This window comes from Streptomyces sp., from assembly GCF_036566765.1.
In the GTDB taxonomy this organism is placed as follows: Bacteria; Actinomycetota; Actinomycetes; order Streptomycetales; family Streptomycetaceae; genus Streptomyces.
Genome location: NZ_DATCVQ010000441.1, coordinates 1 through 20,669, shown reverse-complemented (window position 1 = coordinate 20,669; position 20,669 = coordinate 1). Strand labels below are relative to the sequence as shown.

Here is a 20,669-nt window from a genome sequence, read left to right as displayed (position 1 = left end):
CAAGGTCCGCAAGTGGGAACCGGAACCCCTCCGCTGGCTGGCCGTCCAGACCATGTACGCCGCCTACCGCACGGCCGACCACAAGGAAGCCACGTCGAACACGGCCACAACGTCCCCGGTAGCCCGCCTCGCCAACCGCCTCTCCGGCCGCTGACCGCACCCACACGAAGGGGCCCGGGTGAATCACCCGGGCCCCGACCCATCAGCCGAAGCTACTCGACCTCGATCCCGAAGTCCCCCACCAACTCCTCCAGACCGCCGCGGTACCCCTTGCCGCCCAGAACGAAATTCCAATCCCCGCTCGCCCGCCGCCGGAACGACCCCAACACCAATGCGGTCTCCCCCTCGCGCCCGTCCGACACCTCCAGCCGGTCGAGCTCCACCCCGGAGTCGTCCCGAAGCCTGATCCCCGCATCGACGAACCCCGCAAGATCCGCATCAGGATTCACCTCGGGATCGACCGCGGCCACCAGCACCAGACGATCCGCCCTCGCCGGCAACGCATCGAAACCGACCCGCACCGCCGCCTTGTCCCCGGACACCGCAGGCACCATCCGCACCGAACCGTCCGGCGTACCCGGATTGTTGAAGAAGACGAAGAACTCGTCCGTCAACACCCGGCTTCCCTCACACACCAACGCGCAGACGTCCAGGGCCACGGACCCCGACCACACCATCCCCAGCACGTTGAAGTCGTCCTCGGCCTCCGGAGGGGCCGCCGGCCCCGTCGCCCTCGGAGGAAGCGCCGCCCCCTCACCACCGCCCAACTGCCCCCGCAACCCGTGCTGATGCAGCAGATCCACCAACTCCGCACCCGAGATCAGCGTCAACGGCTTCCCATTGGCGAAGGTGTACGACCCCGGACCGAACCCGGACGTCGTCACCAACACCCCCTTGTTGGCCCCCGCCCCCTGCACCGTCCCGTACAGATCACGCACCGCACTCGGCGGCACCGTGTTCCGGTAGCGCTTCGCCTGCACGATGATCGACCCACCACTGATCGGATCCGGGTCCAGAGCCTCGACGTCCACCCCGCCGTCATTCGACCGCCGCGTCGTCACCGCCTGCAGACCCCGCGCCCGGAACAACTCCGCAACCAGCCCCTCGAACGCGATCGGGTCCATGGTCAACAAGTCGGGCTCCTCTCCCTCCCCGTGCGACACCACACCCGACCCCACCTGATCCGGCACGAGGAACGGCACCACCGCCACCCGCTCCTCAGGCTTCGACGACAGCCGACCGGACAACGCCCCCGTCACACAGTCCACCGCACTGACCAATTCCAGATTCAGTCCGTCGAAGACCGACCGCTCCACCATCACCGACGCCACACAAACTCGTGACGCCACACCCGTCGCCGGATCGACACCATCGACGAACCCGTTCAGCGCCACACCCTCCAGGACACCGAACCGATCGGCCGCGAACAGATCACGGACCGCGAGCAACACACTCTGCGCCAGAACATCCCGGTATAACGCCCGCCGCTGCGTCACCGGCCGCGGCACTTCCTTGTCCTGATCCGTACCCGGCAGATACTTGACGCCCTTCGCGTCCGGCACCACGTCATACCCAGGCAGATCCCAGTTCAGCGCCAACCCACGCGCCGCAGGGTCGTACGCGGCCGAAACCTCCCGTGGAAAGCCCTCAGGCCACGCCGTCGACGCGAACAGCACCGCCGAGAAGAACTCGACCACCGTCTCCGCGTCCCCGGACCGCAGCGACTCCACCATCCCCGCAATCCCACTGTTGTGCTCCCGCACCTCCGCAAGCCGCTCCGCAGCCCACGCGTCGTACTGCGCCCGGTACGCCGCCAACTGCTGCTGCCGCTGCCCCTCGGCCGCCTGCGCCGCATACCAATCCCGCTCGAACCGCGCCTGTGCCTCCTGCTCCGCCTGCGCCCGCGCCGCCGGCGTCCAACCCCCCTGCGCCTGATAGAACCGCCGATCCGGCATCGGCACCGGCTCGGCCAACCGCCCCGGAGCGAACGGCTCGACCTCCTCCGACCGCCGCAACGACTCCACGGAGAACGCCGGCGCCCGACACCCCGAGGCCAACACCCCCTGCAGAACCTCCACCCGCTCATCCAGCTCGCGCGTCCGCCGCAATGCGTCCGCATCCCGATGCTGCCGATACGCAACCCGCTGCTCCCGCTGCATCCGGGCCACATCACGCTCATGCGCCCGCTGAGCACGCTCCGCATCCCGCTGCTGCCGCAGCACCGCCTGAAGCTGCCCCTCCCGCTCCCGCTGCGCCACCCGCTGCGCCTCCGCCCACGCACCGATCAGCCCATTGGAACGCCGACCCATCCCTGCACCCCTCCCCGGAAACACCCCACACATACGCCCCCGTAACGCACAAGTGTCCCGGATCTGAGTGATCCGGGACACGAGATTGGTGCAGCTGGAGCCCCCTGTCGGATTCGAACCGACGACCTGCGCATTACAAGTGCGCCGCTCTGGGCCGGACTGAGCTAAGGAGGCATGCCTCAGCGCGCTCACACGCGTGAAGTTCTCCCACTGTACACAGCGCCCCTAGCCTCCAGCCAAGAAGTTCATACGCCCCGTAACCACCCGCCCACACGTTCGTTGTCCGGACTGAAGTGCCGTTCCGGATATCGGACAAGCAGGGCGGGGAGGGGCGATGACGGAGCCATCGGAGGAGATACCGAGGCGGGTGACCGGCGCCGAGGCGAAGCAGGCAAAGCGCGAGGCTCTGGGCATCGCCGACCGGCACGAACGGCACGGCCGCGCGTCCGGGGCCATGAAACAGCGACGCAAGGAAGCGGGCACCCAGCAGCGCGTCTACCGCTACCGCTTCTACCCGTCCCCCGACCAAGCCGAGCAACTGACGAAGACGTTCGGTGCCTGCCGGTGGGTCTACAACGAGGGGCTGGCCCTCCGCTCGGGCGCATGGGAGCGGCATCGGGTCTCGGTCGGGTTCGCGGAGACCTGTCGCGCATTGACGGGGTGGAAGCGGGAGCAGGGGCGGGAGTGGCTGCGGGAAGTGTCGTCGACGGTGTTGCAGCAGGCTCTGCGGCATCTGGACGGAGCGTTCTCCCGGTTCTTCCGGAAGTCGGCGAAGTATCCAAAGGGGAAGAAGAAGGGCCGGTCGCGGGATTCAGCGACGTACGTCCGGACCGGATTTCGGTGGGTGGAGGATCCGGAACGGCCGGGTACGGGGCTGGTGACGCTGGCGAAGCAGTCCGTACCGCTCGATATCCGCTGGTCGCGTCCGCTGCCGGCGGGGCAGCTGCCCGTGCGGCTGAACGTCACACGGGACCGCGCAGGGCGCTTCTTCCTGTCTGTGCTGGTCGAGGAGCAGATCGATCCGCTGCCGCCGGTGTTCCTTCCGGGCGGCTCCGAGCCGAAGGCGGTCGGGCTTGATCTCGGTCTGGCGGCGTTGGTGACGTTGGACGACGGCTCAGTGCTCGATCATCCGCGCTTGCTCAAGAAACACGGTGAAGAGCTGGCGCGCCGGCAGCGGTCACTGCACCGGAAGAAGAAGGGTTCGAAGAATCGGGGTAAGGCACGGGAGCGCATCGCACGGCTGTACGGAACCATCAGCGACATCCGCAGGGACCTGCTGGATCAGTTCACCACCCGCCTTGTGCGCGAGAACCAAGTGCTTGTGGTGGAGGACCTGCCGATCACGAATCTGATGCGCCCTGCGAAGGGGAAGGGGCGTCGCCGGAAGGCAAAGCTGAATCAGGCGATCATGGATGCGGCCTGGGGTGAGCTGCTGCGGCAGCTGCGTTACAAGTGCGAGTGGTACGGCCGGACGCTCGTGATCGTGGACCGGTTCTTCCCATCGACGCGCCGCTGCTCGGCCTGCCACACGAAGGGCCCGAGGCTGGACGTGTCGGTCCGGGAGTGGGCCTGCTCGGAGTGCGGAGTCGCACACAGCCGGGACGTGAACGCGGCGGTGAATCTCCGGGACGAGGGGATGCGGCTGTACTGGCTCGTGGCGGCCGCGTTGCCGCCGGGCAGGCCGGCACCATCCCTGATTCGAGCGTCGGAGCTGCCGAACGAAGTCCTGGCTGCGTAAGACGCAAGTGCTGTACGGACCGACGGGCCGTCGGCCGGAATGCCTGTGGAGCCCGCGTAAGACCGACTTGGCGTGACCCCCAGGGTCGCGGAGGTCGGCAATGGGCGTCGAAGCAGGAAGCGTCGCGTACGCGGGAAGGCCAAGAGGCCGCTGCTCTGCCTCACGCGAATGCAAGGTCAAAAGTCGGTTGCTCTGCCTAGGTGGAGCCAGCCCCTCGGGAATCTCCCAGCCTCCCCCTACTGACAGATCGGACACCACCAGGTACCGTCACCCGAAGTTCACTTTGGTGGACTAGACCTCAATCCTTCCTTTACTCGGATCGTCCGGCACGTTCCTGCCGGTGAAGGGACACATCACCATGGCCACTGTCACTTTCGACAAGGCCACCCGGGTGTACCCGGGTGCTTCCAAGCCCGCCGTCGATCAGCTCGAGATCGAGATCGCGGACGGCGAGTTCCTCGTACTCGTCGGTCCGTCCGGCTGCGGAAAGTCCACCTCGCTTCGCATGCTCGCGGGGCTCGAGGACGTCAACGGCGGGTCCATTCGGATCGGGGACCGGGACGTCACGCATCTGCCGCCCAAGGACCGGGACATCGCCATGGTGTTCCAGAACTACGCGCTCTACCCGCACATGAGCGTCGCCGACAACATGGGCTTCGCGCTCAAGATCGCGGGCGTCAACAAGAGCGAGATCCGGACCAAGGTCGAAGAGGCCGCGAAGATCCTCGACCTCACCGAGTACCTGGACCGCAAGCCGAAGGCGCTCTCCGGCGGTCAGCGGCAGCGTGTCGCGATGGGGCGTGCCATCGTGCGTGAGCCGCAGGTGTTCCTCATGGACGAGCCGCTGTCGAACCTCGACGCCAAGCTCCGTGTCTCCACCCGTACGCAGATCGCCTCGCTGCAGCGCCGGCTCGGCATCACGACGGTGTACGTCACGCACGACCAGGTCGAGGCCATGACCATGGGCGACCGGGTCGCCGTCCTGAAGGACGGTCTGCTCCAGCAGGTCGACTCGCCGCGCAACATGTACGACAAGCCCGCCAACCTCTTCGTGGCCGGCTTCATCGGCTCCCCGGCCATGAACCTGGTCGAGGTCCCGATCGCCGACGGCGGCGTGAAGTTCGGCAACAGCGTCGTACCGGTCTCCCGTGAGGCGCTGTCCGCCGCGTCCGCCAAGGGCGACAAGACGGTGACCGTGGGCGTCCGTCCCGAGCACTTCGACGTCTCCGGCGCCGACAGCGACGCGGGTCTGGCCGTCTCCGTGAACGTCGTCGAGGAGCTCGGCGCCGACGGGTACGTGTACGGCTCCGCCCGCGTCGGCGGCGAGGACGACAAGGACCTCGTCGTCCGCGTCGGCGGCCGCTCCGTCCCGGAGAAGGGCTCCGTGCTGCACGTCGTGCCGCGCGCGGGCGAGATCCACGTGTTCTCGACCTCCACCGGCGAGCGCCTCAGCGACTGAGGCGTACACCGCTGGGCGACGTGCACCGCTAGGCCATCGGCCCCGCACCTGTTGCAGGTGTGGGGCCTTCGGCGTACGCGTCCACGGTTGGCGGCAAAGTCGATAAATACCCCGGCAGAGTGGGCAATTCGGACTCTCTCCCGCCCCTCGCGTCAACACGCGATTCGAAAAGCGGCCTCGAACCATCCCTCGCGAGAGTGACTAAATGTCGCCAAATCATCACCGGCCGCTACGCTCGCCTGCGTGACCCACACAGCCCGCCGCATCGGCCGCTCTCTCGCACTCGTCCTGCCCGTCGTCCTGGTGCTCTCCGGAACGCTCGCGGTGTCCGCCGTTCCGTGGGCCGGCCAGAGCCACGGGACCCAGATGCTCACCGCGTCCTCGACGGACGTCTCCAAGCGCGCCAAGTCCCGTGCCCCGCAGGATATTCTGCGCGACCGGCTGCTCGCAGAGCTTCAGGAGAAGGACCCCGGAACGGCGCTGACCCACCTCCAGCGCGAGGTCGAGGCCCGTCCGTCGCTCGCCAGGCACTGCATGGCGATCGCCCGCGCCCTGGGCCGCGCCGCCGTCCAGCAGTACGGCCCCACGCGCGCCCAGTCCTTCTCGCGCCCGGTCTGCGACACGTCCTTCGCGACCGGCGTCATGGCCGCCTCCTGAGCGGCGCGCCGGTTCCGCATCGGAGGTCCGCATATCGTTCGCGGTATGCATACCTCTCCGACGCAGGCCGTGGTCCTGGCGGGCGGCCAGGGCTCGCGCCTGCGCCCCTACACAGACGACCGCCCCAAGCCGATGGTCGAGATCCCGGGCACCGGGACCCCGATCATCGGCCATCAGCTGTCCTGGCTGGCCTCCGAGGGCGTCACGGACGCCGTCGTGTCCTGCGGCCATCTCGCCGAGGTACTGCAGGACTGGCTGGAGAGCGCCGATCTTCCGCTCCGGGTGACCACGGTCGTCGAGTCGGAGCCGCTGGGCCGCGGCGGCGGCCTCAAGTACGCCGCCGCGCATCTGCCCGAGCCGGAGCAGCCGTGGTACGCCACCAACGGCGACATCTGGACCCGCTTCTCCCTGCGTGAGATGGCCGCGTTCCACGCGGAGCGGGACGCCACCGCGACGCTCGCGCTGGCCCGCCCCCGGATCCCGTGGGGCGCCGTCGAGACCGACGCCTTCGGTCACATCACCGACTTCATCGAGTCGCCGCCCTCGCCGTACCTCATCAACGCGGGCGTGTACGTCTTCTCCGCGGCCTTCACGGCCCTGCTGCCGGACCTGGGGGACCACGAGCGCACCACGTTCCCCCGGCTGGCCCGTGAGCGCCGTCTGGCGGGCTTCCCGCTGCCCCAGGGGGCGTACTGGCGGGCCATCGACACGGCGAAGGACCTCACGGAGGCGGCGAAGGAACTGGCGGGCACGAGGACCTGACGCCCGCGCTGGGCGTACGAGAGGGGCGGCACCGTGTCGTGCACGGTGCCGCCCCTCGTGGTTGCGGGGTGGACGGGGCGGAACGCGCCCGCGTCTAGGGCCTGTCCGGCGGATCATGGCCGGGGCCGCGGACCTATCCGACCCTGATCCGCCGAACAGGCCCTAGCCCAGCAGGCCGCCGATCGGGTTCCGGTTGCCGCCCGTCGTCGAGCCGCCCTCGTCGCCGCCGTCCGAACCGCCGCCGCCGTCGCCCGAGCCGCCCCCGCTGCCCGTCGGCCCCGACGTCGAGGACGGCGGGGGCGCGGGGCGGGACTGGCTCGGCGACTGGCCGCCGGCGCCCTGCGTGGCGGTGGGGCGCTGCTGGATGCGGCCGGACTCGCGGGCCGTCTCCGACGGGGTGGACTCGGCCTTGCGCTCGTCGTCGCCGGCGCCGCCCGTGCGGGACGGCTCCGGCCGGGACTCGGCGGACCGCGAGGGGCTGCGCTCGCCCGGCTCCTGCGGGAGCGGCTGGCCGGGCAGGTGGTTGATCGGGTCGTCGTTCGGGCCGGGGACGGTGACCATCTCGGTGGACCGCACCGCGCCGCCGAGCATGGAGCCGATCAGCAGGGTCAGGCCGACCACGACGGCGGTGACGATCGCGCCGCGGCGCAGTACCCGGCGGCGCAGCTCCCAGAGTTCGGAGCGCGGGCCGAGGGTGCGCCAGGCCTCGCCGGCGAGGCGGCCGTCGATGGAGTAGACGGGCGCGCCGGCGATGATCAGCGGGGACCAGGCGGCGAGGTAGATGATGTCCGGCGCGTCGTAGACGGGGACGGTCTTCCAGCTGACGGTGAGGATCAGCGCGGCGGACAGCATTGCGCCGACGACGGCGGCGACCCGCTGCCACAGGCCGAGGACGGTGAGAACGCCGACGACGACCTGAAGGAAGGCGACGGTCAGGCCGGCGCCGACGGGGTGGGCGAGGGCGAAGTCGCGCAGCGGCTCGGCGAGCGCCCAGGGGTGCAGCGAGTTGAGCCACTTGACCATGGAGCCGCGCTCGCCGCCGTCGAAGTAGACGGGGTCGCAGAGTTTGCCCATGCCGGCGTAGATGGAGATGAAGCCGAGGAAGACGCGGAGCGGGAGAAGCACCACTCCGAGGTTCATCCGGCGGCCGGGGTAGTAGGCGTGCCGGACCGGGTCGGCGCCGTGCCGGTGGGTCCGCCCGGCGAGCGCGTCCTCGTCGAAGCCGGGGTCGCCGTCGCCCGGGTCGCCGTGACCGGGGGGCCTGGCGCCGTACCTCGCGTCGTGGTCGTACGCGCCCTCCGCGCGCCGCATCGGGGGCAGCAGCGGGGCGGGGACGACGGGGGTCGGCATCGTGTCGTCGATGCGCGGGATGGACTGGGTGGCGCCGGCGTCCAGCGGTTCGAGCGTGGAGACGGAGGACTCCCGCACGGCTTGGAGCAGTCCGGTCGCTCCCGGGTCTCCCGGGGCGGACTTGCCGGTCCATACGACGGGGGCCCGTCGCCGCGGCGCGCCGGCCGTGCCCGCGGCGCCGAGCACGGCGGCGCGCGGTCCGGGGGCGAACTTCGGCTGATGGGCCGGGGCGAGCCGGACGCGGAAGCTGGCGTGGTTCACGATGACCTGCGCGGGATCGGAGTCCACTTTGGTCATGCTCAACGCAGGCTGATCGTCGAACCCCGGCCGGGGCGTTCTGGTGTCCACACTCATCTAACCGAGTGATGTGGGTTTAGGACACTGCCTTGACGGGCGGCAAATGTCCGAGACCCGTCAAGATCGACGATCACTGGAAAGGGCCCAGCTCAGCGAGCCGGGCCCCGTTCCGTACTGCGTCGGATCACTGGTTGCGACGGCGCGCGACCTCGTAGAGGACGATGCCCGCGGCGACGCCGGCGTTCAGCGACTCGGCGCCGCCGGGCATGGCGATGCGGACGCGGTAGTCGCAGGTCTCGCCGACGAGGCGGCCGAGGCCCTTGCCCTCGCTGCCGATGACGATGACGACCGGGCCGTCCAGCGCCTCCAGGTCCTCGACGGTGTGCTCGCCGTCGGCGGCCAGGCCGACGACGGTGAGGCCCTCCTTCTGGAAGCCCTCCAGGGCGCGGGTCAGGTTGGTGACCCGGGAGACCGGGGTGCGGGCGGCGGTGCCGGCCGAGGACTTCCACGCGCCGGCGGTCATGCCGGCGGCGCGGCGCTCGGGGACGACGACGCCGTGGCCGCCGAAGGCGGAGACGGAGCGGACGATCGCGCCGAGGTTGCGCGGGTCGGTGACGCCGTCGAGGGCGACGATCAGCGGGTCCTCGTGGGCGTCGTAGGCGGCCGCGGTGAGGTCCTCGGGGTGCGCGTACTCGTACGGCGGGACCTGGAGGACGAGGCCCTGGTGGTTCAGGCCGTTCGTCAGCCGGTCGAGCTCCTGGCGCGGGGCCTCCATCAGGTTGATGTTGCCGCGGTCGCCGGCGAGCTTGAGGACGTCGCGGACGCGCTCGTCGTTGTCGATGAACTGCTGGACGTAGAGCGTGACCGCGGGCACGCCGTCGCGCAGCGCCTCGTAGACCGGGTTGCGGCCGACGACCATCTCGCTGGTGCCCTTGGGGCCGCCGCGGCGCGGGGCGGGGCGGCGGGCGGCCGCCTGCCGGGCCTGCGCGTTGGCGACGCGGTTCTTCTTGTGTCCCTTGCGGGCGGAGGCGGGCGGCGTGGGGCCCTTGCCCTCCAGGCCCTTGCGCCGCTGGCCACCGCTGCCGACCGTCGCGCCCTTCTTGTTGGACGTGCGGCGGTTCCTGCGCTGGCTGTTCCCGGCCATGACTACCTGTTTCCTCTACTGCGTGCGTACGACGCGTGGTGCGCGCGTACTGAAGTCTGTAAGTGAAGTGTGCCGCCCGGCTCCCCGAGCGGCACGTCTTCAGCGGTTGGCCGGCGTCCAGCGCGGGCCGTCGGGGCTGTCCTCGATGGCGAGGCCGGACTGGTTGAGGTGGTCGCGGATCGCGTCCGCGGTCGCCCAGTCCTTCCGCTCCCGGGCGGACTCGCGCTGCTGGAGCACGAGGCGTACGAGGGTGTCGACGACGCCGTGGAGGTCGGCGCCGCGGTCGGCCTCGCCGGCCCAGTGCGGGTCGAGCGGGTCGAGTCCGAGGACGCCGAGCATGGCGCGGACCTCGGCGACGCGGGCGACGGCCGCTTCCTTGTCGTCGGCGGCCAGTGCGCTGTTGCCCTGGCGGACGGTGGTGTGCACGATCGCGAGGGCCTGCGGGACGCCGAGGTCGTCGTCCATGGCCTCGGCGAAGGCGAGCGGGACCTCGGGGGCGGGGGCGATGTCCCCGGCCTTCTCGACGACCCGCTGGATGAAGCCCTCGATCCGGGCGAACGCCGCCTCGGCCTCGTGCAGGGCCTCCTCGCTGTACTCGATCATCGACCGGTAGTGCGGGGTGCCGAGGTAGTAGCGGAGCACGATGGGCCGCCAGCGCTTGACCATCTCGCCGACGAGCACGGAGTTGCCGAGCGACTTCGACATCTTCTCGCCGCTCATGGTGACCCAGGCGTTGTGCACCCAGTACCGGGCGAAGTCGTCGCCGTAGGCCTTGGCCTGGGCGATCTCGTTCTCGTGGTGCGGGAAGATCAGGTCGAGGCCGCCGCCGTGGATGTCGAAGGCGGAGCCGAGGTACTTGTGCGCCATGGCGGAGCACTCGAGGTGCCAGCCGGGGCGGCCGCGGCCCCACGGGGTCTCCCAGTCGGGCTCGCCGGGCTTGGTGGCCTTCCACATGGCGAAGTCGCGGGGGTCGCGCTTGCCGGTGATGCCGTCCTCGGCGGGCTGGCGCAGGTCGTCGATGTCCTGGTTGGACAGCGCCAGGTAGTCGGGGAAGGAGCGGACGTCGAAGTAGACGCTGCCGTCGGCCTCGTAGGCGTGGCCGCGCTCGATGAGGCCGCGCATCATCTCGACCATCTCGGTGACGTGGCCGGTGGCGCGGGGCTCGTACGTGGGCGGCAGGCAACCGAGGGCGTCGTAGCCGGAGTTGAAGGCGCGCTCGTTCTCGTAGCCGATGGACCACCAGGGGCGGCCCTGGTCCACGGACTTCGCGATGATCTTGTCGTCGATGTCCGTGACGTTGCGGACGAACGTGACGTCGTAGCCGCGGTACTCGAACCAGCGGCGCATGATGTCGAAGTTCAGACCCGAGCGGATGTGGCCGATGTGCGGGGCGCTCTGCACGGTGGCACCACACAGGTAGATCGAGACGGAGCCCGGCGTGAGCGGGGTGAAGTCGCGGATCTGCCGGGCGCTGGTGTCGTACAGGCGAATGGTCACCACTCCAGGGTAGTGGGCGTGTGGTAGTGCCCCGCGACGGATTGCGGTCGCGGGGCCACTTTTTCGGCGCTCGGTCCTTCGGCGATCAGCGCGGTACGGGGAACACCAGCGCGGTGGCGATGGCGGCGAGGCCCTCGGCGCGGCCGGTGAGGCCGAGCCCGTCGGTGGTGGTGCCGGAGACGGAGACGGGCGCTCCGGCGGCCTCGCTGAGGGTCTTCTGCGCCTCGTCGCGGCGCTTGCCGACCTTGGGGCGGACGCCGATGACCTGGACGGCGACGTTGCCGATCTCGAAGCCCTCGGCGCGCACGATCCGGGCGGCCTCGGCGAGCAGGGTGACGCCGGAGGCGCCGGACCACTCGGGGCGGGAGGTGCCGAAGTGGGCGCCGAGGTCGCCGATGCCGGCGGCGGAGAACAGGGCGTCGCAGGCGGCGTGGGCGGCGACGTCGCCGTCGGAGTGCCCGGCGAGGCCGTACTCGTCGTTCTCGGGGCCGTCCCAGAGGAGGCCGGCGCACCAGAGCTCGCGGCCCTTCTCGAAGGCGTGCACGTCGGTCCCGATGCCGGTGCGGGGAAGGGTGTAGGACTCAGAAGCCATCGTTGGCCCTCCTGCGGGCGAGTACGGCCTCGGCGAGGACGAGGTCGAGCGGGCGGGTCACCTTGAAGGCCTCTTCGTGGCCGGGCACGACGACGACGGGCGCGCCGAGGCGCTCGACCAGGCCGGCGTCGTCGGTGGCGCCGTCGCCGGTGAGGGCGATGGTCGCGTGCGCGTTGACGAGGGTGTCGCGGTCGAAGCCCTGCGGGGTCTGCACGGCGCGCAGCCGGGACCGCTCGGGGGTGGCGACGACGGGCTCGGGCTCGCCGGGCGCGGCGGGCGCGACCTCCTTGACCGTGTCGGCCAGCGGCATCGCGGGGACGACGGCGACGGCTCCGTCGCGGACCGCCTCGACGACCGCGTCGACCGTGTCGACGGGGACGAGGGGGCGCGCGGCGTCGTGGACGAGGACGATGTCGACGCCCTCGGGCAGGGCTTCGAGCCCGAGGCGTACGGATTCCTGGCGGGTGTCCCCGCCGGGGACGACCAGGTAGTCGGTGCGGGCGGGCAGCGCGTGCTCGTCGAGCAGCCGCTTGACCTCGGGAGCGCCGTCGGCCGGCGCGACCACGACGACGAGCGAGACCGCGCGGGAGGCGGCCATCGCGCGGACGGCGTGGACGAGCATGGGGGTGCCGTTCAGCGCGCGGAGCGCCTTGGGCGCGCCCGGGCCGAGCCGCACGCCCCGGCCGGCCGCGGGAATCACGGCTGCGGTGCGAAGAGGACGCGTTTCGTCTGACATCGGTTGCACTCCGGCAGGTTTGTTTCCTCGGCCCTTGTGGGTATGGCCTCAATCGTGCCGGGCTCGACGCCTTGACCGGGCCCTTTCCGTGACGACTTGGTCAGGAGCGGTCGCGCCGGCGCAATGTGCGGGCCCGTGTGGCCCGTTCGTATGCGCGGTACGGGAGGGCCGAGTGAGAGGGCCGAGCCGAGGGGACGGGGATTCCGGGGATTTGGGTACGAACATGCCGCAGCGCCCGGCGACAGGTCTGTGATTCACCGATCACAGCTTGTCAGCGGGCACCGCGGCATCGATGTCGCGTCAGGACGCGAGGACCTCGTCGAGGAGCGCCTCGGCCTTGTCCTCGTTAGTGTTCTCCGCGAGGGCGAGCTCACTCACCAGGATCTGGCGAGCCTTGGCGAGCATGCGCTTCTCACCTGCGGAAAGTCCGCGCTCGCGCTCGCGACGCCACAGGTCGCGCACTACTTCGGCGACCTTGATGACATCGCCGGAGGCGAGCTTCTCGAGATTTGCCTTGTAGCGACGGGACCAGTTGGTCGGCTCCTCGGCGTACGGCGCGCGCAGCACCTCGAAGACCCGGTCCAGCCCGTCCTGACCGACCACATCGCGAACACCGACGAACTCCGCATTGTCCGCCGGCACACGAACCGTCAGGTCGCCCTGGGCGACCTTGAGCACCAAGTAGGTCTTGTCCACGCCTTTGATCTGACGAGTTTCGATGGCCTCGATCAGCGCGGCCCCGTGATGGGGATAGACCACGGTGTCGCCAACCTTGAACGTCATGTGACAGGTACCCCTTCCGTGGCTATCCAGGGTAACACGGATACGGCTTCTTCTGAATGGCGTTTTCGCAGGTCAGGGCATATCTCGGGGCTTGACAACAGCAACGCGAACGTGCTGCGGCGGGCTTGCGGAGCGCGGTATTCGCAGGTCGGAGCCAGTGCACGAACGGAGTGAAACATGCGCGTCACAGATGCCCGGAGACCGAGGAGGAGGGGTGTATGTCCTGGTTTGTCCAGTTCAGTGTACCGATCTCCGCGTGCTCCGTTCGGGGATCGATCACCCGTACGGACGCCTGTCCCAGCTCTTTCCTGAATTGATCACCGCGACCGGTTCCGGAGGCGCTCGCGGATTTCCTGCGGGAATAGCGAATTGATCAAGACGGATATGTGAACGCGGAGCGAATCCGCGCCGGGCGGGAAGGCCTGCGGCGCCTCGCGGGAGGTCCGTGGGCGTAAGGGGCGGGTCGGGTGCGGGACGGAGAGTGCGGCTCGGTAACCTAAGCGCGCTGACATCCGTACGTTCTAGGAGTTGCCGCCGCCGTGAGCAGCAGCCTTCGACGTGGCGCTCTCGCCGCCACCGCCCTCGTGATCTCGATCGCCTCGCTCACCGCCTGCGGTGCGGGGAACGACGCACAGACGCTCGGCGTCAAGCCGGACAACGCCGCCGTCACGGTGGACGACGTCCAGATCCAGAACGCCCTGGTGATCACGCAGCCCGAGGCCGGTGTGAAGGACCCCGCCGTCATCTCGGCGACGGTCTTCAACAACGGGACCGGTCCGCAGACCATCGACGCCATCACCCTGCCGGGCACCTCGGCCACCGTGAAGCTCAAGCCGGCCACGGGCGCGGGCCCGCTCGTCGTCCCCGCGGGCGGCTCGGTCGTCATCGGCGGCAAGGGCAACGCCACGGCCGTGATCGCGAACGGCGTCCCGGGCAAGAAGAACGGCGACTTGCAGGAGGTCGTCTTCAAGCTCAGCGAGACCGGCGACGTGTCCCTGGGGGCGTTCGTCGTCCCGGCGACCACGTACTTCAAGGAGTACGGCCCGACCGAGATCCCGGCCCCGCCGGCCACGAAGCCGAAGCCGACGGGGAAGCCGTCCGGCGAGGCGAGCGCCCCGGCGGGCGAGACCTCCGGTGCCCCTGAGTCGCCCGAGTCGGGCGAGCCGACGGGCGCGGCCACGCACGCGGCCGGTCACTGACACCACGCGAAAGGGCGCCCCACCGGAGATCCGGCGGGGCGCCCTTTCGTCTTACACGTACGGGTGCGTGTCGTACGGGTGCGTTTTACGGCTCCGCGTACGGGCCCGGGTTTACGGCTCGAACTTGTAGCCCAGGCCTCGGACCGTCACCAGGTACCGGGGGGCGCCCGGGTCCGGCTCGATCTTGGCGCGGAGGCGCTTGACGTGGACGTCGAGGGTCTTGGTGTCGCCGACGTAGTCGGCGCCCCAGACCCGGTCGATGAGCTGCATGCGGGTCAGCACGCGGCCCGCGTTGCGGAGCAGCATCTCCAGGAGGTCGAACTCCTTGAGCGGCAGGTCTACCTTGCCGCCGGCGACCGTCACCACGTGGCGGTCGACGTCCATGCGGACCGGGCCGGCCTCCAGGGCCGCCGGGGTGACCTCCTCCGGCTCGCCGCGGCGGCGCAGCACCGCGCGGATGCGGGCGACCAGCTCCCGCGAGGAGAAGGGCTTGGTCACGTAGTCGTCGGCTCCTATCTCCAGGCCGACGACCTTGTCGATCTCGCTGTCCTTGGCGGTCACCATGATGACCGGGACGTTGGAGCGCCCGCGCAGCTGGCGGCAGACCTCCGTACCGGGCAGACCCGGCAGCATCAGGTCGAGGAGGACGAGGTCGGCCCCGTTGCGCTCGAACTCGTCGAGTCCGTCGGGCCCGGTGGCCGCGACGGCGACCTCGAAGCCCTCTTTGCGGAGCATGTACGACAGGGCGTCGCTGAAGGATTCCTCATCCTCTACGACAAGCACTCGGGTCACGGGAGGACCTCCGGGGCAGGGAGTGGTTCGGTGGTGGTCTCGGGGGCGTGGGGGTCGGCGCCCTCGGCGCCGGAGGCATTGCGGTTTCGTACGGCGGCCGCCTCGGGCAGCCGCAGGGTGAAGGTGGAGCCCTGACCCTCGGTGCTCCACACCGTGACCTCCCCGCCGTGCGAGGCGGCCACGTGCTTGACGATGGCCAGGCCCAGGCCCGTGCCGCCGGTGGCACGGGAGCGGGCCGGGTCGACCCGGTAGAAGCGCTCGAAGACCCGCTCGCGGTCCTTCTCCGAGATGCCGATGCCCTGGTCGGTCACGGCTATCTCGATCAGGTCGCCGCCGGGTACGGCGACGCGGCGGGCCGCGATGCCGACGCGGGTCCGGGCCGGTGAGTAGTTGACGGCGTTCTCGACGAGGTTGCCGAGAGCGGCGGCGAGCTGGCCGCGGTGACCCCAGACGTGCAGCCCGGCGCTTCCTCCGGACGCCATGGTGATCTGCTTGGTGGTCGCGGTGTGCCGGGAGCGGTCGATCGCCTCGGCGACCAGTTCGTCGACCCGGACGGGCTCGGCGTCCTCCAGCGGGTCGTCGTTCTGCACCCGCGAGAGGTCGATGAGCTCCTGGACGAGGTTGGTGAGCCGGGTCGCCTCGATCTGCATGCGGCCGGCGAAGCGGGTGACCGCCTCGGGGTCGTCCGAGGCGTCCATGACGGCCTCGGAGAGCAGGGAGAGCGCGCCGACGGGAGTCTTGAGCTCGTGACTCACGTTGGCGACGAAGTCGCGTCGGACGGCTTCGATGCGGCGGGCCTCGGTGAGGTCCTCGACGAGCAGCAGGACCAGCCGGGAGCCCAGCGGGGCGACGCGGGCGGAGACGGCGAGCGCCTCGCCGCGTCCGGTGCCGCGCCGGGGCAGGTCCAGCTCGACCTGCCGTATCTCGCCGTCCCTGCGGGTGTCGCGGGCCATGTTGAGCATGGGCTCGACGGCGAGCTTGCCGCCGCGGACCAGGCCCAGGGCGTACGCCGCGGAGCTGGCCTTGACGACGGAGTCGCTCTCGTCCAGTACGACGGCCGAGGAGCGCAGTACCGACAGCACGGTGTCGACACCGGGCGGCAGGACCGCGTCGGTGTGCAGGGAGGTGCGGGTCGGTCTCGCCTGGTCGCGTTCGCTCCAGCGGAACGCCAGCATGGCGATCACGCCGGTGCAGACACCGGCGATCGCTGCCAATGCGGCAACCGCCGCGTTCACGTCCATGCCATCCAGGTTATGCGTGTTCGCAGACGCTCTCCCAGCCGTCCGAGTCCCTGCTCGAACACTCGTCGCCCAGAGTTCACCGTGGAGACGGTGCCGGTTCATTTGGTACGAACCGATCAGCGGTGTGCGACGCCCAGAGTTAACCGGGGGGAAAGCGCTGATTCACTTGCGGTGGCAGTACCTGACTTGTAGAGGCCCGAACGTGGCAGCGTGGGGGTCCGAGCCCCACCCGGACCCCGGACTGTTGTGGAGAGAGGGACACCGATGCGCGACGCGTACCACGAGGAACTGGACTCGATCGGCGAAGGCCTGGTCGAGATGGCCCGCCTGGTCGGGTCGGCGGTCGGGCGCGCCACGACGGCGATGCTCGACGCGGACCTGAAGCTCGCGGAGAGCGTGATCGCCGCGGACCAGAAGGTCGACGACCTGCAGCACGACCTGGAGGCGCGAGCCATAGCGCTGCTGGCGCGCCAGCAGCCCGTGGCGACGGACCTGCGGATCGTGGTGACCTCCCTGCGGATGAGCGCGGACCTGGAGCGCTCGGGCGACCTGGCGCAGCACGTGGCGAAGCTGGCGCGGCTGCGGTTCCCGGACACGGCGGTGCCGCGGGACCTGCACGCGACGATCCTGGAGATGGGGCAGCTGGCGCAGCGCCTGATGGCGAAGGCGGCGGAGGTCATCATCACGAAGGACGTCGATCTGGCGCTGCAACTGGAGCAGGACGACGACGAGATGGACCAGCTGCACCGGACGCTGTTCCAGCACCTGATGGACGACCGCTGGAAGCACGGCATCGAGACGGCCGTCGACGTGACGCTGCTCGGCCGCTACTACGAGCGCTTCGCGGACCACGCGGTCTCGGTGGCGAAGCGCGTCGTGTACCTCGTGACGGGCGAGCACGCGGACGAGATCCAGCAGGCGGAGGCGCCGGTCGAGGGCGCGTGACGCTCGCGGGGGCGTCCGGGCGGCGCGTGGAGGTGCGCGACGGGGGCGCGTAACCCCGTGCGCCGTTGATGCGCCGTGTCGGGTGGGCATGCAATGGGGAGGAAGGCGACCCACGCCTTGGAGGAGGGACCCCATGGCCGAATCCCCCATCACGACGTCGACCGAATCCCAGCAGGAAGCCCCGCGCGAGGCGCGGCTCCTGCCCGTCCTCGGAGCGTGCGGCTGCGGCTCCGGCTGCGGCTGCGGCTGCCAGTCGGGCGCGCCGTGCCAGTGCGGGGGCTGCTCCGGCTAGGCGCGACGGCGTCGGGGGCGGGTCTGGTGCCCGCCCCCGACGCCGTCACAGCCCACTGCGCAGGTCTCGGTGCGTCCCGAAGCGCCGAGACCCTGAGGTCACGGAGTGAAGACCTGTTCCAGGCGGTGGATCGCGCCGTCGTCGCCGGTCTGGTACTTGAAGATCAGGCCGGAGTTCGGGTGGGCCTTGACCCAGTCGATCAGTTCCTGGACGCCGATGCGCTGGTTCTCCGTGGTCTCGACGATGGGGTTGGTGGCGGTGACGTACGCGGCCTGGTCCAGAGCCCAGCGGCTGTCTTCGCCGCTGACGACGAACGGCGCTCCGTCGGTGTCCTTGTCGCCGCAGCCCCAGGCCCCGTGCTGCAGCACCAGGTTGACCTTGCCGGTGCTCGCCGGGAGTTCCTCGATGCGGTAGAGGGCGAACTCGTCGGGGTCGTACGCGTCGGGGTTCGGCGGGGCCGTCACGCAGTCGGGGGCGGGCTTGGCGGCGGGCTTGCCGGTCGGCTTCTTCGAGACGGCCTTCTTCGACGGCTTCGACGCGGGCTTCGCGGCCGGCTTCACCGTCGGCTTCGCGGCCGCCGGCTCCTTCGTGGCCGACGACGCCACCGCGCTCGGCTTGGTGCTCCCGGCCGTCGTGTCGTCCTTCTGGCAGCCCGTGACCGCGGCGGTCAGTGCGACGGCTGCGAGCACCACGGCGGCGTGTCTGAAACGGTTGACGTTCATTTCGGGACTCCCCCTCTTCAGCGGCGGCCATCCAAAGCCGCATCCCGGGACGGAACGTAGCAACGGCCCACCCATAGCGCGATATTCGGCCACCAGGTGTCACACACTCGGGACAATTCCGTCACCACCCACAGCAAGAAGCCCCCTCCCCGGCCGGGGGAGGGGGCTTTCGCGTGCTTCGGGGTACTTCTTGCCCTGGGTCTTACCAACCGCCAGTCTGACGCGGCGGGTTCAGCTTTCGACGCGTCGGACGCTTGGCGCCTGAGTCTGGCCCGGCTTCGGCCCCGGGGTGATCTCGACACACGAAGAGGTACTGCCGAGAAGGGACACGCGAGAAGGGACACGAAGGGAGCGGAGCGGCAACTCACCCGGATGATGGCGTGCTGCGCGGATGCCGGGCCGCGCCAAGCCACGGTTTCCACCCAGTGAACGCTCTCGGGCGCAGCACTAGCCTTCGAGGACCGGGGCGCTGACGCTAGCGACCCCGCTAGCGGCCCATACACCCGCTGATCAGCACGTCAGTGGTTGGCGGGCGACCGGGAGACTCGCCGTTCGGGCCTCAGGGCCGTCAGCGCCTGGCCCCGGTGGGGCGAGCGGGGGCGGGCCGGCGGCCCACCCCCGCCGCGCTCTCATATCTCGAGTACGCCGACGGTCTCACCGCCGCTGACCTCGCCGGTCGGGCGGAATCCCAGCCGCAAATAGAACTCCTCGGGCGAGTGCTCGCCCTTCTCCCAGGTGACGTAGTACCGAGCGGCCCCGCGGCGCGCGAGCTCCTGCCGCACGGCGTCGACGGCGAACCGCCCGTACCCCTTGCCCTGCCGGTCGGCGGCGATGTTGAGCCGCCACAGTCCGCTGCGGCGGTCGTCGGGGTCGCGCTCGGGGTCCCACGGGATGTCGAGGAACGCCATGACGAAGCCGACGAGCTCGTCCCCGTCGAAGATCAGCCGCGGCCAGGCGGTCTCGCCGTACGCGTACGCCTCGGCCAGGGATTTCACTACGGGCGCGACGTTCTTCTCCTGGTACGGGTGGACACGCAGCGCGAGGGCGGCGTCCACGTTGCCGGGGGTCACCGGCTCCAGACGCAGTGACGTGATCATGGCAGGCACTGTACCGAGCGGTCACGTCGCTGTACGCGCGAGTTCGTCAACTCCTCCTACTTTCACCCGAATTGCTTGACATCTGCGGTGAACAGGACAAACGTGGCGCGAAGGACCATGTGTCCGGTTAGTGAGGTCACATCATGACCAGAAGCATGACGAAGCGGATAGGCGCAGCGGTCGCTGCGGCCGCCGCCTCCCTCGCCCTCGGCCTCGGCACCGCCGGAGTCGCCGACGCGAAGATCCACGAGGAGCCCATCTCCTGTTCGAACCCGGCCGGCCAGCAGCCCGGCGGCCAGCAGCCCAGCTGCCAGAACGACACCCTCACCCAGGAGAGCGAGAACCAGAACCCAGCGGGCCACGCCCCTGGCGGCCACAACAAGTAACCGACACCCGACAGCACGAGATTTGCCGATACCCCGATACAAAAAGCCCCCCACCCGCCGAACCGGCGAGCAGGGGGCTCTTTCGTGACCGTGGGCTACTTCTTCTTGCCCTGGGTCTCGCCAACCGCCTTTTGGAGCTGGGACGTTGCTGCTGCGCGCGCCCCTGACCTGCGGTCGAGCGGTCGGCATTGGTCATTGTTGGTCACCCCTGGGAGCCCTCAGACGGCCCACAGACGGCCCGGACACGGGCCGCTAGCGATAGCGGTCGGCCCGCTAACGTTAGCGGCCCCGCTAGCGGCCCATCTACTGCCTGATCAGCGCGTTAGCCGTTAGAGGCCGGTCCGGCGGGAGCCGCGAACCAGGGCTCTCGGCGGGCAGTCGCACCCCTGGCTGCGCTGCTATCGCCCGGCCCGCCGGCCGGTCAGGACGAAGAGCGAGAAGGACCGCCCTTCGGGCGGACGTTCCTCGGCCGCCCACGGTGCCCGGTCGCGCAGCACACGGGCGGCTACCGGCTAGTGCCCTGCACCGGAAGTTCCTAGGCAGTTCCGGCTGAGCCGCGGACGGTCAACGCGCCCGACCGGCGGCGGGAATCCGACCGCCGAGACGAGACAGATCTACCGACGAATTTCAGGCGCAGGACACTAGTGGCTACTGGATAGTGGAATCGGCCC

19 protein-coding genes, 1 tRNA gene and 1 pseudogene are annotated in these 20,669 nt (G+C 70.1%); 9 read left to right on the top strand and 12 right to left on the bottom strand.

Annotated features, from left to right (window positions below):
* A pseudogene (locus tag VIU94_RS26045) lies at positions 1–154 on the top strand (FAD-dependent oxidoreductase); the annotation flags it as partial.
* Positions 155–212: 58 nt separating this feature from the next.
* Here the strand turns inward: VIU94_RS26045 and VIU94_RS26040 are convergent.
* Positions 213–2,309 (bottom strand): restriction endonuclease, encoded by a 2,097-nt coding sequence (locus tag VIU94_RS26040; RefSeq protein WP_331914708.1) that lies wholly within the window; start codon positions 2,307–2,309, stop codon positions 213–215.
* A gap of 95 nt (positions 2,310–2,404) precedes the next feature.
* Positions 2,405–2,483, bottom strand: a tRNA-Thr gene (locus VIU94_RS26035).
* Between the two features lie 160 nt (positions 2,484–2,643).
* Here VIU94_RS26035 and VIU94_RS26030 point away from each other — a divergent pair.
* The 4 genes from VIU94_RS26030 (at position 2,644) to VIU94_RS26015 (ending at position 6,925) form a co-directional block, all read left to right on the top strand.
* Entirely contained in the window at positions 2,644–4,047 is a 1,404-nt protein-coding gene (locus VIU94_RS26030; RefSeq protein WP_331914706.1) for an RNA-guided endonuclease InsQ/TnpB family protein, read from the top strand.
* A 358-nt stretch (positions 4,048–4,405) separates the two neighbouring features.
* Positions 4,406–5,506: an ABC transporter ATP-binding protein gene (locus VIU94_RS26025; RefSeq protein WP_331914704.1), complete on the top strand. Its 1,101-nt coding sequence runs from the start codon at positions 4,406–4,408 to the stop codon at positions 5,504–5,506.
* Between the two features lie 243 nt (positions 5,507–5,749).
* A complete protein-coding gene (locus VIU94_RS26020; RefSeq protein WP_331914702.1) occupies positions 5,750–6,163 on the top strand; it encodes a hypothetical protein in 414 nt (137 codons plus the stop codon).
* Between the two features lie 45 nt (positions 6,164–6,208).
* The gene (locus tag VIU94_RS26015) at positions 6,209–6,925 is read left to right on the top strand and encodes a nucleotidyltransferase family protein (protein ID WP_331914700.1); all 717 of its coding nucleotides are present in this window, start codon (positions 6,209–6,211) and stop codon (positions 6,923–6,925) included.
* 162 nt (positions 6,926–7,087) lie between these two features.
* On the opposite strand, the gene VIU94_RS26010 is transcribed toward VIU94_RS26015, so the two are convergent.
* The 6 genes from VIU94_RS26010 to VIU94_RS25985 form a co-directional block, all read right to left on the bottom strand.
* Complete coding sequence (locus VIU94_RS26010) at positions 7,088–8,629, bottom strand: DoxX family membrane protein (protein ID WP_331914698.1); 1,542 nt, start codon at positions 8,627–8,629, stop codon at positions 7,088–7,090.
* Between the two features lie 127 nt (positions 8,630–8,756).
* On the bottom strand, positions 8,757–9,716 hold the full coding sequence (gene rlmB, locus VIU94_RS26005; protein ID WP_331914696.1) for a 23S rRNA (guanosine(2251)-2'-O)-methyltransferase RlmB: 960 nt from the start codon (positions 9,714–9,716) through the stop codon (positions 8,757–8,759).
* A 99-nt stretch (positions 9,717–9,815) separates the two neighbouring features.
* A complete protein-coding gene (gene cysS / locus VIU94_RS26000; protein WP_331914694.1) occupies positions 9,816–11,213 on the bottom strand; it encodes a cysteine--tRNA ligase in 1,398 nt (465 codons plus the stop codon).
* An 85-nt stretch (positions 11,214–11,298) separates the two neighbouring features.
* Positions 11,299–11,805: a 2-C-methyl-D-erythritol 2,4-cyclodiphosphate synthase gene (ispF, locus tag VIU94_RS25995; RefSeq protein ID WP_331914692.1), complete on the bottom strand. Its 507-nt coding sequence runs from the start codon at positions 11,803–11,805 to the stop codon at positions 11,299–11,301.
* The gene (gene ispD / locus VIU94_RS25990; protein ID WP_331914690.1) at positions 11,795–12,541 is read right to left on the bottom strand and encodes a 2-C-methyl-D-erythritol 4-phosphate cytidylyltransferase; all 747 of its coding nucleotides are present in this window, start codon (positions 12,539–12,541) and stop codon (positions 11,795–11,797) included. The genes ispF and ispD overlap by 11 nt, the downstream gene beginning before the upstream one ends.
* Before the next feature lie 300 nt (positions 12,542–12,841).
* Entirely contained in the window at positions 12,842–13,324 is a 483-nt protein-coding gene (locus VIU94_RS25985; protein WP_003953493.1) for a CarD family transcriptional regulator, read from the bottom strand.
* A 539-nt stretch (positions 13,325–13,863) separates the two neighbouring features.
* On the opposite strand from VIU94_RS25985, the gene VIU94_RS25980 reads away from it, so the two are divergent.
* Positions 13,864–14,523, top strand: a complete 660-nt coding sequence (locus tag VIU94_RS25980) for a DUF461 domain-containing protein (RefSeq protein ID WP_331914688.1) — start codon at positions 13,864–13,866, stop codon at positions 14,521–14,523.
* 111 nt (positions 14,524–14,634) lie between these two features.
* On the opposite strand, the gene phoP is transcribed toward VIU94_RS25980, so the two are convergent.
* Both phoP and phoR read right to left on the bottom strand, forming a co-directional pair.
* Positions 14,635–15,306 (bottom strand): two-component system response regulator PhoP, encoded by a 672-nt coding sequence (gene phoP / locus VIU94_RS25975; RefSeq protein WP_466728736.1) that lies wholly within the window; start codon positions 15,304–15,306, stop codon positions 14,635–14,637.
* Between the two features lie 5 nt (positions 15,307–15,311).
* Positions 15,312–16,556: a two-component system sensor histidine kinase PhoR gene (gene phoR, locus VIU94_RS25970; RefSeq protein WP_331914686.1), complete on the bottom strand. Its 1,245-nt coding sequence runs from the start codon at positions 16,554–16,556 to the stop codon at positions 15,312–15,314.
* 264 nt (positions 16,557–16,820) lie between these two features.
* On the opposite strand from phoR, the gene phoU reads away from it, so the two are divergent.
* Together phoU and VIU94_RS25960 are read left to right on the top strand one after the other, a co-directional pair.
* A complete protein-coding gene (gene phoU, locus VIU94_RS25965; protein WP_331914684.1) occupies positions 16,821–17,501 on the top strand; it encodes a phosphate signaling complex protein PhoU in 681 nt (226 codons plus the stop codon).
* Between the two features lie 133 nt (positions 17,502–17,634).
* Positions 17,635–17,793: a hypothetical protein gene (locus tag VIU94_RS25960; protein WP_331914682.1), complete on the top strand. Its 159-nt coding sequence runs from the start codon at positions 17,635–17,637 to the stop codon at positions 17,791–17,793.
* A 98-nt stretch (positions 17,794–17,891) separates the two neighbouring features.
* On the opposite strand, the gene VIU94_RS25955 is transcribed toward VIU94_RS25960, so the two are convergent.
* Both VIU94_RS25955 and VIU94_RS25950 read right to left on the bottom strand, forming a co-directional pair.
* The gene (locus VIU94_RS25955; RefSeq protein ID WP_331914680.1) at positions 17,892–18,515 is read right to left on the bottom strand and encodes a hypothetical protein; all 624 of its coding nucleotides are present in this window, start codon (positions 18,513–18,515) and stop codon (positions 17,892–17,894) included.
* 629 nt (positions 18,516–19,144) lie between these two features.
* Entirely contained in the window at positions 19,145–19,612 is a 468-nt protein-coding gene (locus VIU94_RS25950; RefSeq protein WP_331914678.1) for a GNAT family N-acetyltransferase, read from the bottom strand.
* A 155-nt stretch (positions 19,613–19,767) separates the two neighbouring features.
* On the opposite strand from VIU94_RS25950, the gene VIU94_RS25945 reads away from it, so the two are divergent.
* Positions 19,768–19,998 (top strand): hypothetical protein, encoded by a 231-nt coding sequence (locus VIU94_RS25945; RefSeq protein ID WP_331914676.1) that lies wholly within the window; start codon positions 19,768–19,770, stop codon positions 19,996–19,998.
* Positions 19,999–20,669 lie beyond the last annotated feature (671 nt).

Bases quoted from the DNA above. Each gene is read 5' to 3' on its own strand.
- VIU94_RS26040 (WP_331914708.1), bottom strand. From the start codon at position 2,309: ATGGGTCGGCGTTCCAATGGGCTGATCGGTGCGTGGGCGGAGGCGCAG.
- VIU94_RS26030 (WP_331914706.1), top strand. From the start codon at position 2,644: ATGACGGAGCCATCGGAGGAGATACCGAGGCGGGTGACCGGCGCCGAG.
- VIU94_RS26025 (WP_331914704.1), top strand. From the start codon at position 4,406: ATGGCCACTGTCACTTTCGACAAGGCCACCCGGGTGTACCCGGGTGCT.
- VIU94_RS26015 (WP_331914700.1), top strand. From the start codon at position 6,209: ATGCATACCTCTCCGACGCAGGCCGTGGTCCTGGCGGGCGGCCAGGGC.
- VIU94_RS26010 (WP_331914698.1), bottom strand. From the start codon at position 8,629: ATGAGTGTGGACACCAGAACGCCCCGGCCGGGGTTCGACGATCAGCCT.
- rlmB (WP_331914696.1), bottom strand. From the start codon at position 9,716: ATGGCCGGGAACAGCCAGCGCAGGAACCGCCGCACGTCCAACAAGAAG.
- ispF (WP_331914692.1), bottom strand. From the start codon at position 11,805: ATGGCTTCTGAGTCCTACACCCTTCCCCGCACCGGCATCGGGACCGAC.
- ispD (WP_331914690.1), bottom strand. From the start codon at position 12,541: ATGTCAGACGAAACGCGTCCTCTTCGCACCGCAGCCGTGATTCCCGCG.
- VIU94_RS25985 (WP_003953493.1), bottom strand. From the start codon at position 13,324: ATGACGTTCAAGGTTGGCGACACCGTGGTCTATCCCCATCACGGGGCC.
- phoR (WP_331914686.1), bottom strand. From the start codon at position 16,556: ATGGACGTGAACGCGGCGGTTGCCGCATTGGCAGCGATCGCCGGTGTC.
- phoU (WP_331914684.1), top strand. From the start codon at position 16,821: ATGCGCGACGCGTACCACGAGGAACTGGACTCGATCGGCGAAGGCCTG.
- VIU94_RS25960 (WP_331914682.1), top strand. From the start codon at position 17,635: ATGGCCGAATCCCCCATCACGACGTCGACCGAATCCCAGCAGGAAGCC.
- VIU94_RS25955 (WP_331914680.1), bottom strand. From the start codon at position 18,515: ATGAACGTCAACCGTTTCAGACACGCCGCCGTGGTGCTCGCAGCCGTC.
- VIU94_RS25950 (WP_331914678.1), bottom strand. From the start codon at position 19,612: ATGATCACGTCACTGCGTCTGGAGCCGGTGACCCCCGGCAACGTGGAC.
- VIU94_RS25945 (WP_331914676.1), top strand. From the start codon at position 19,768: ATGACGAAGCGGATAGGCGCAGCGGTCGCTGCGGCCGCCGCCTCCCTC.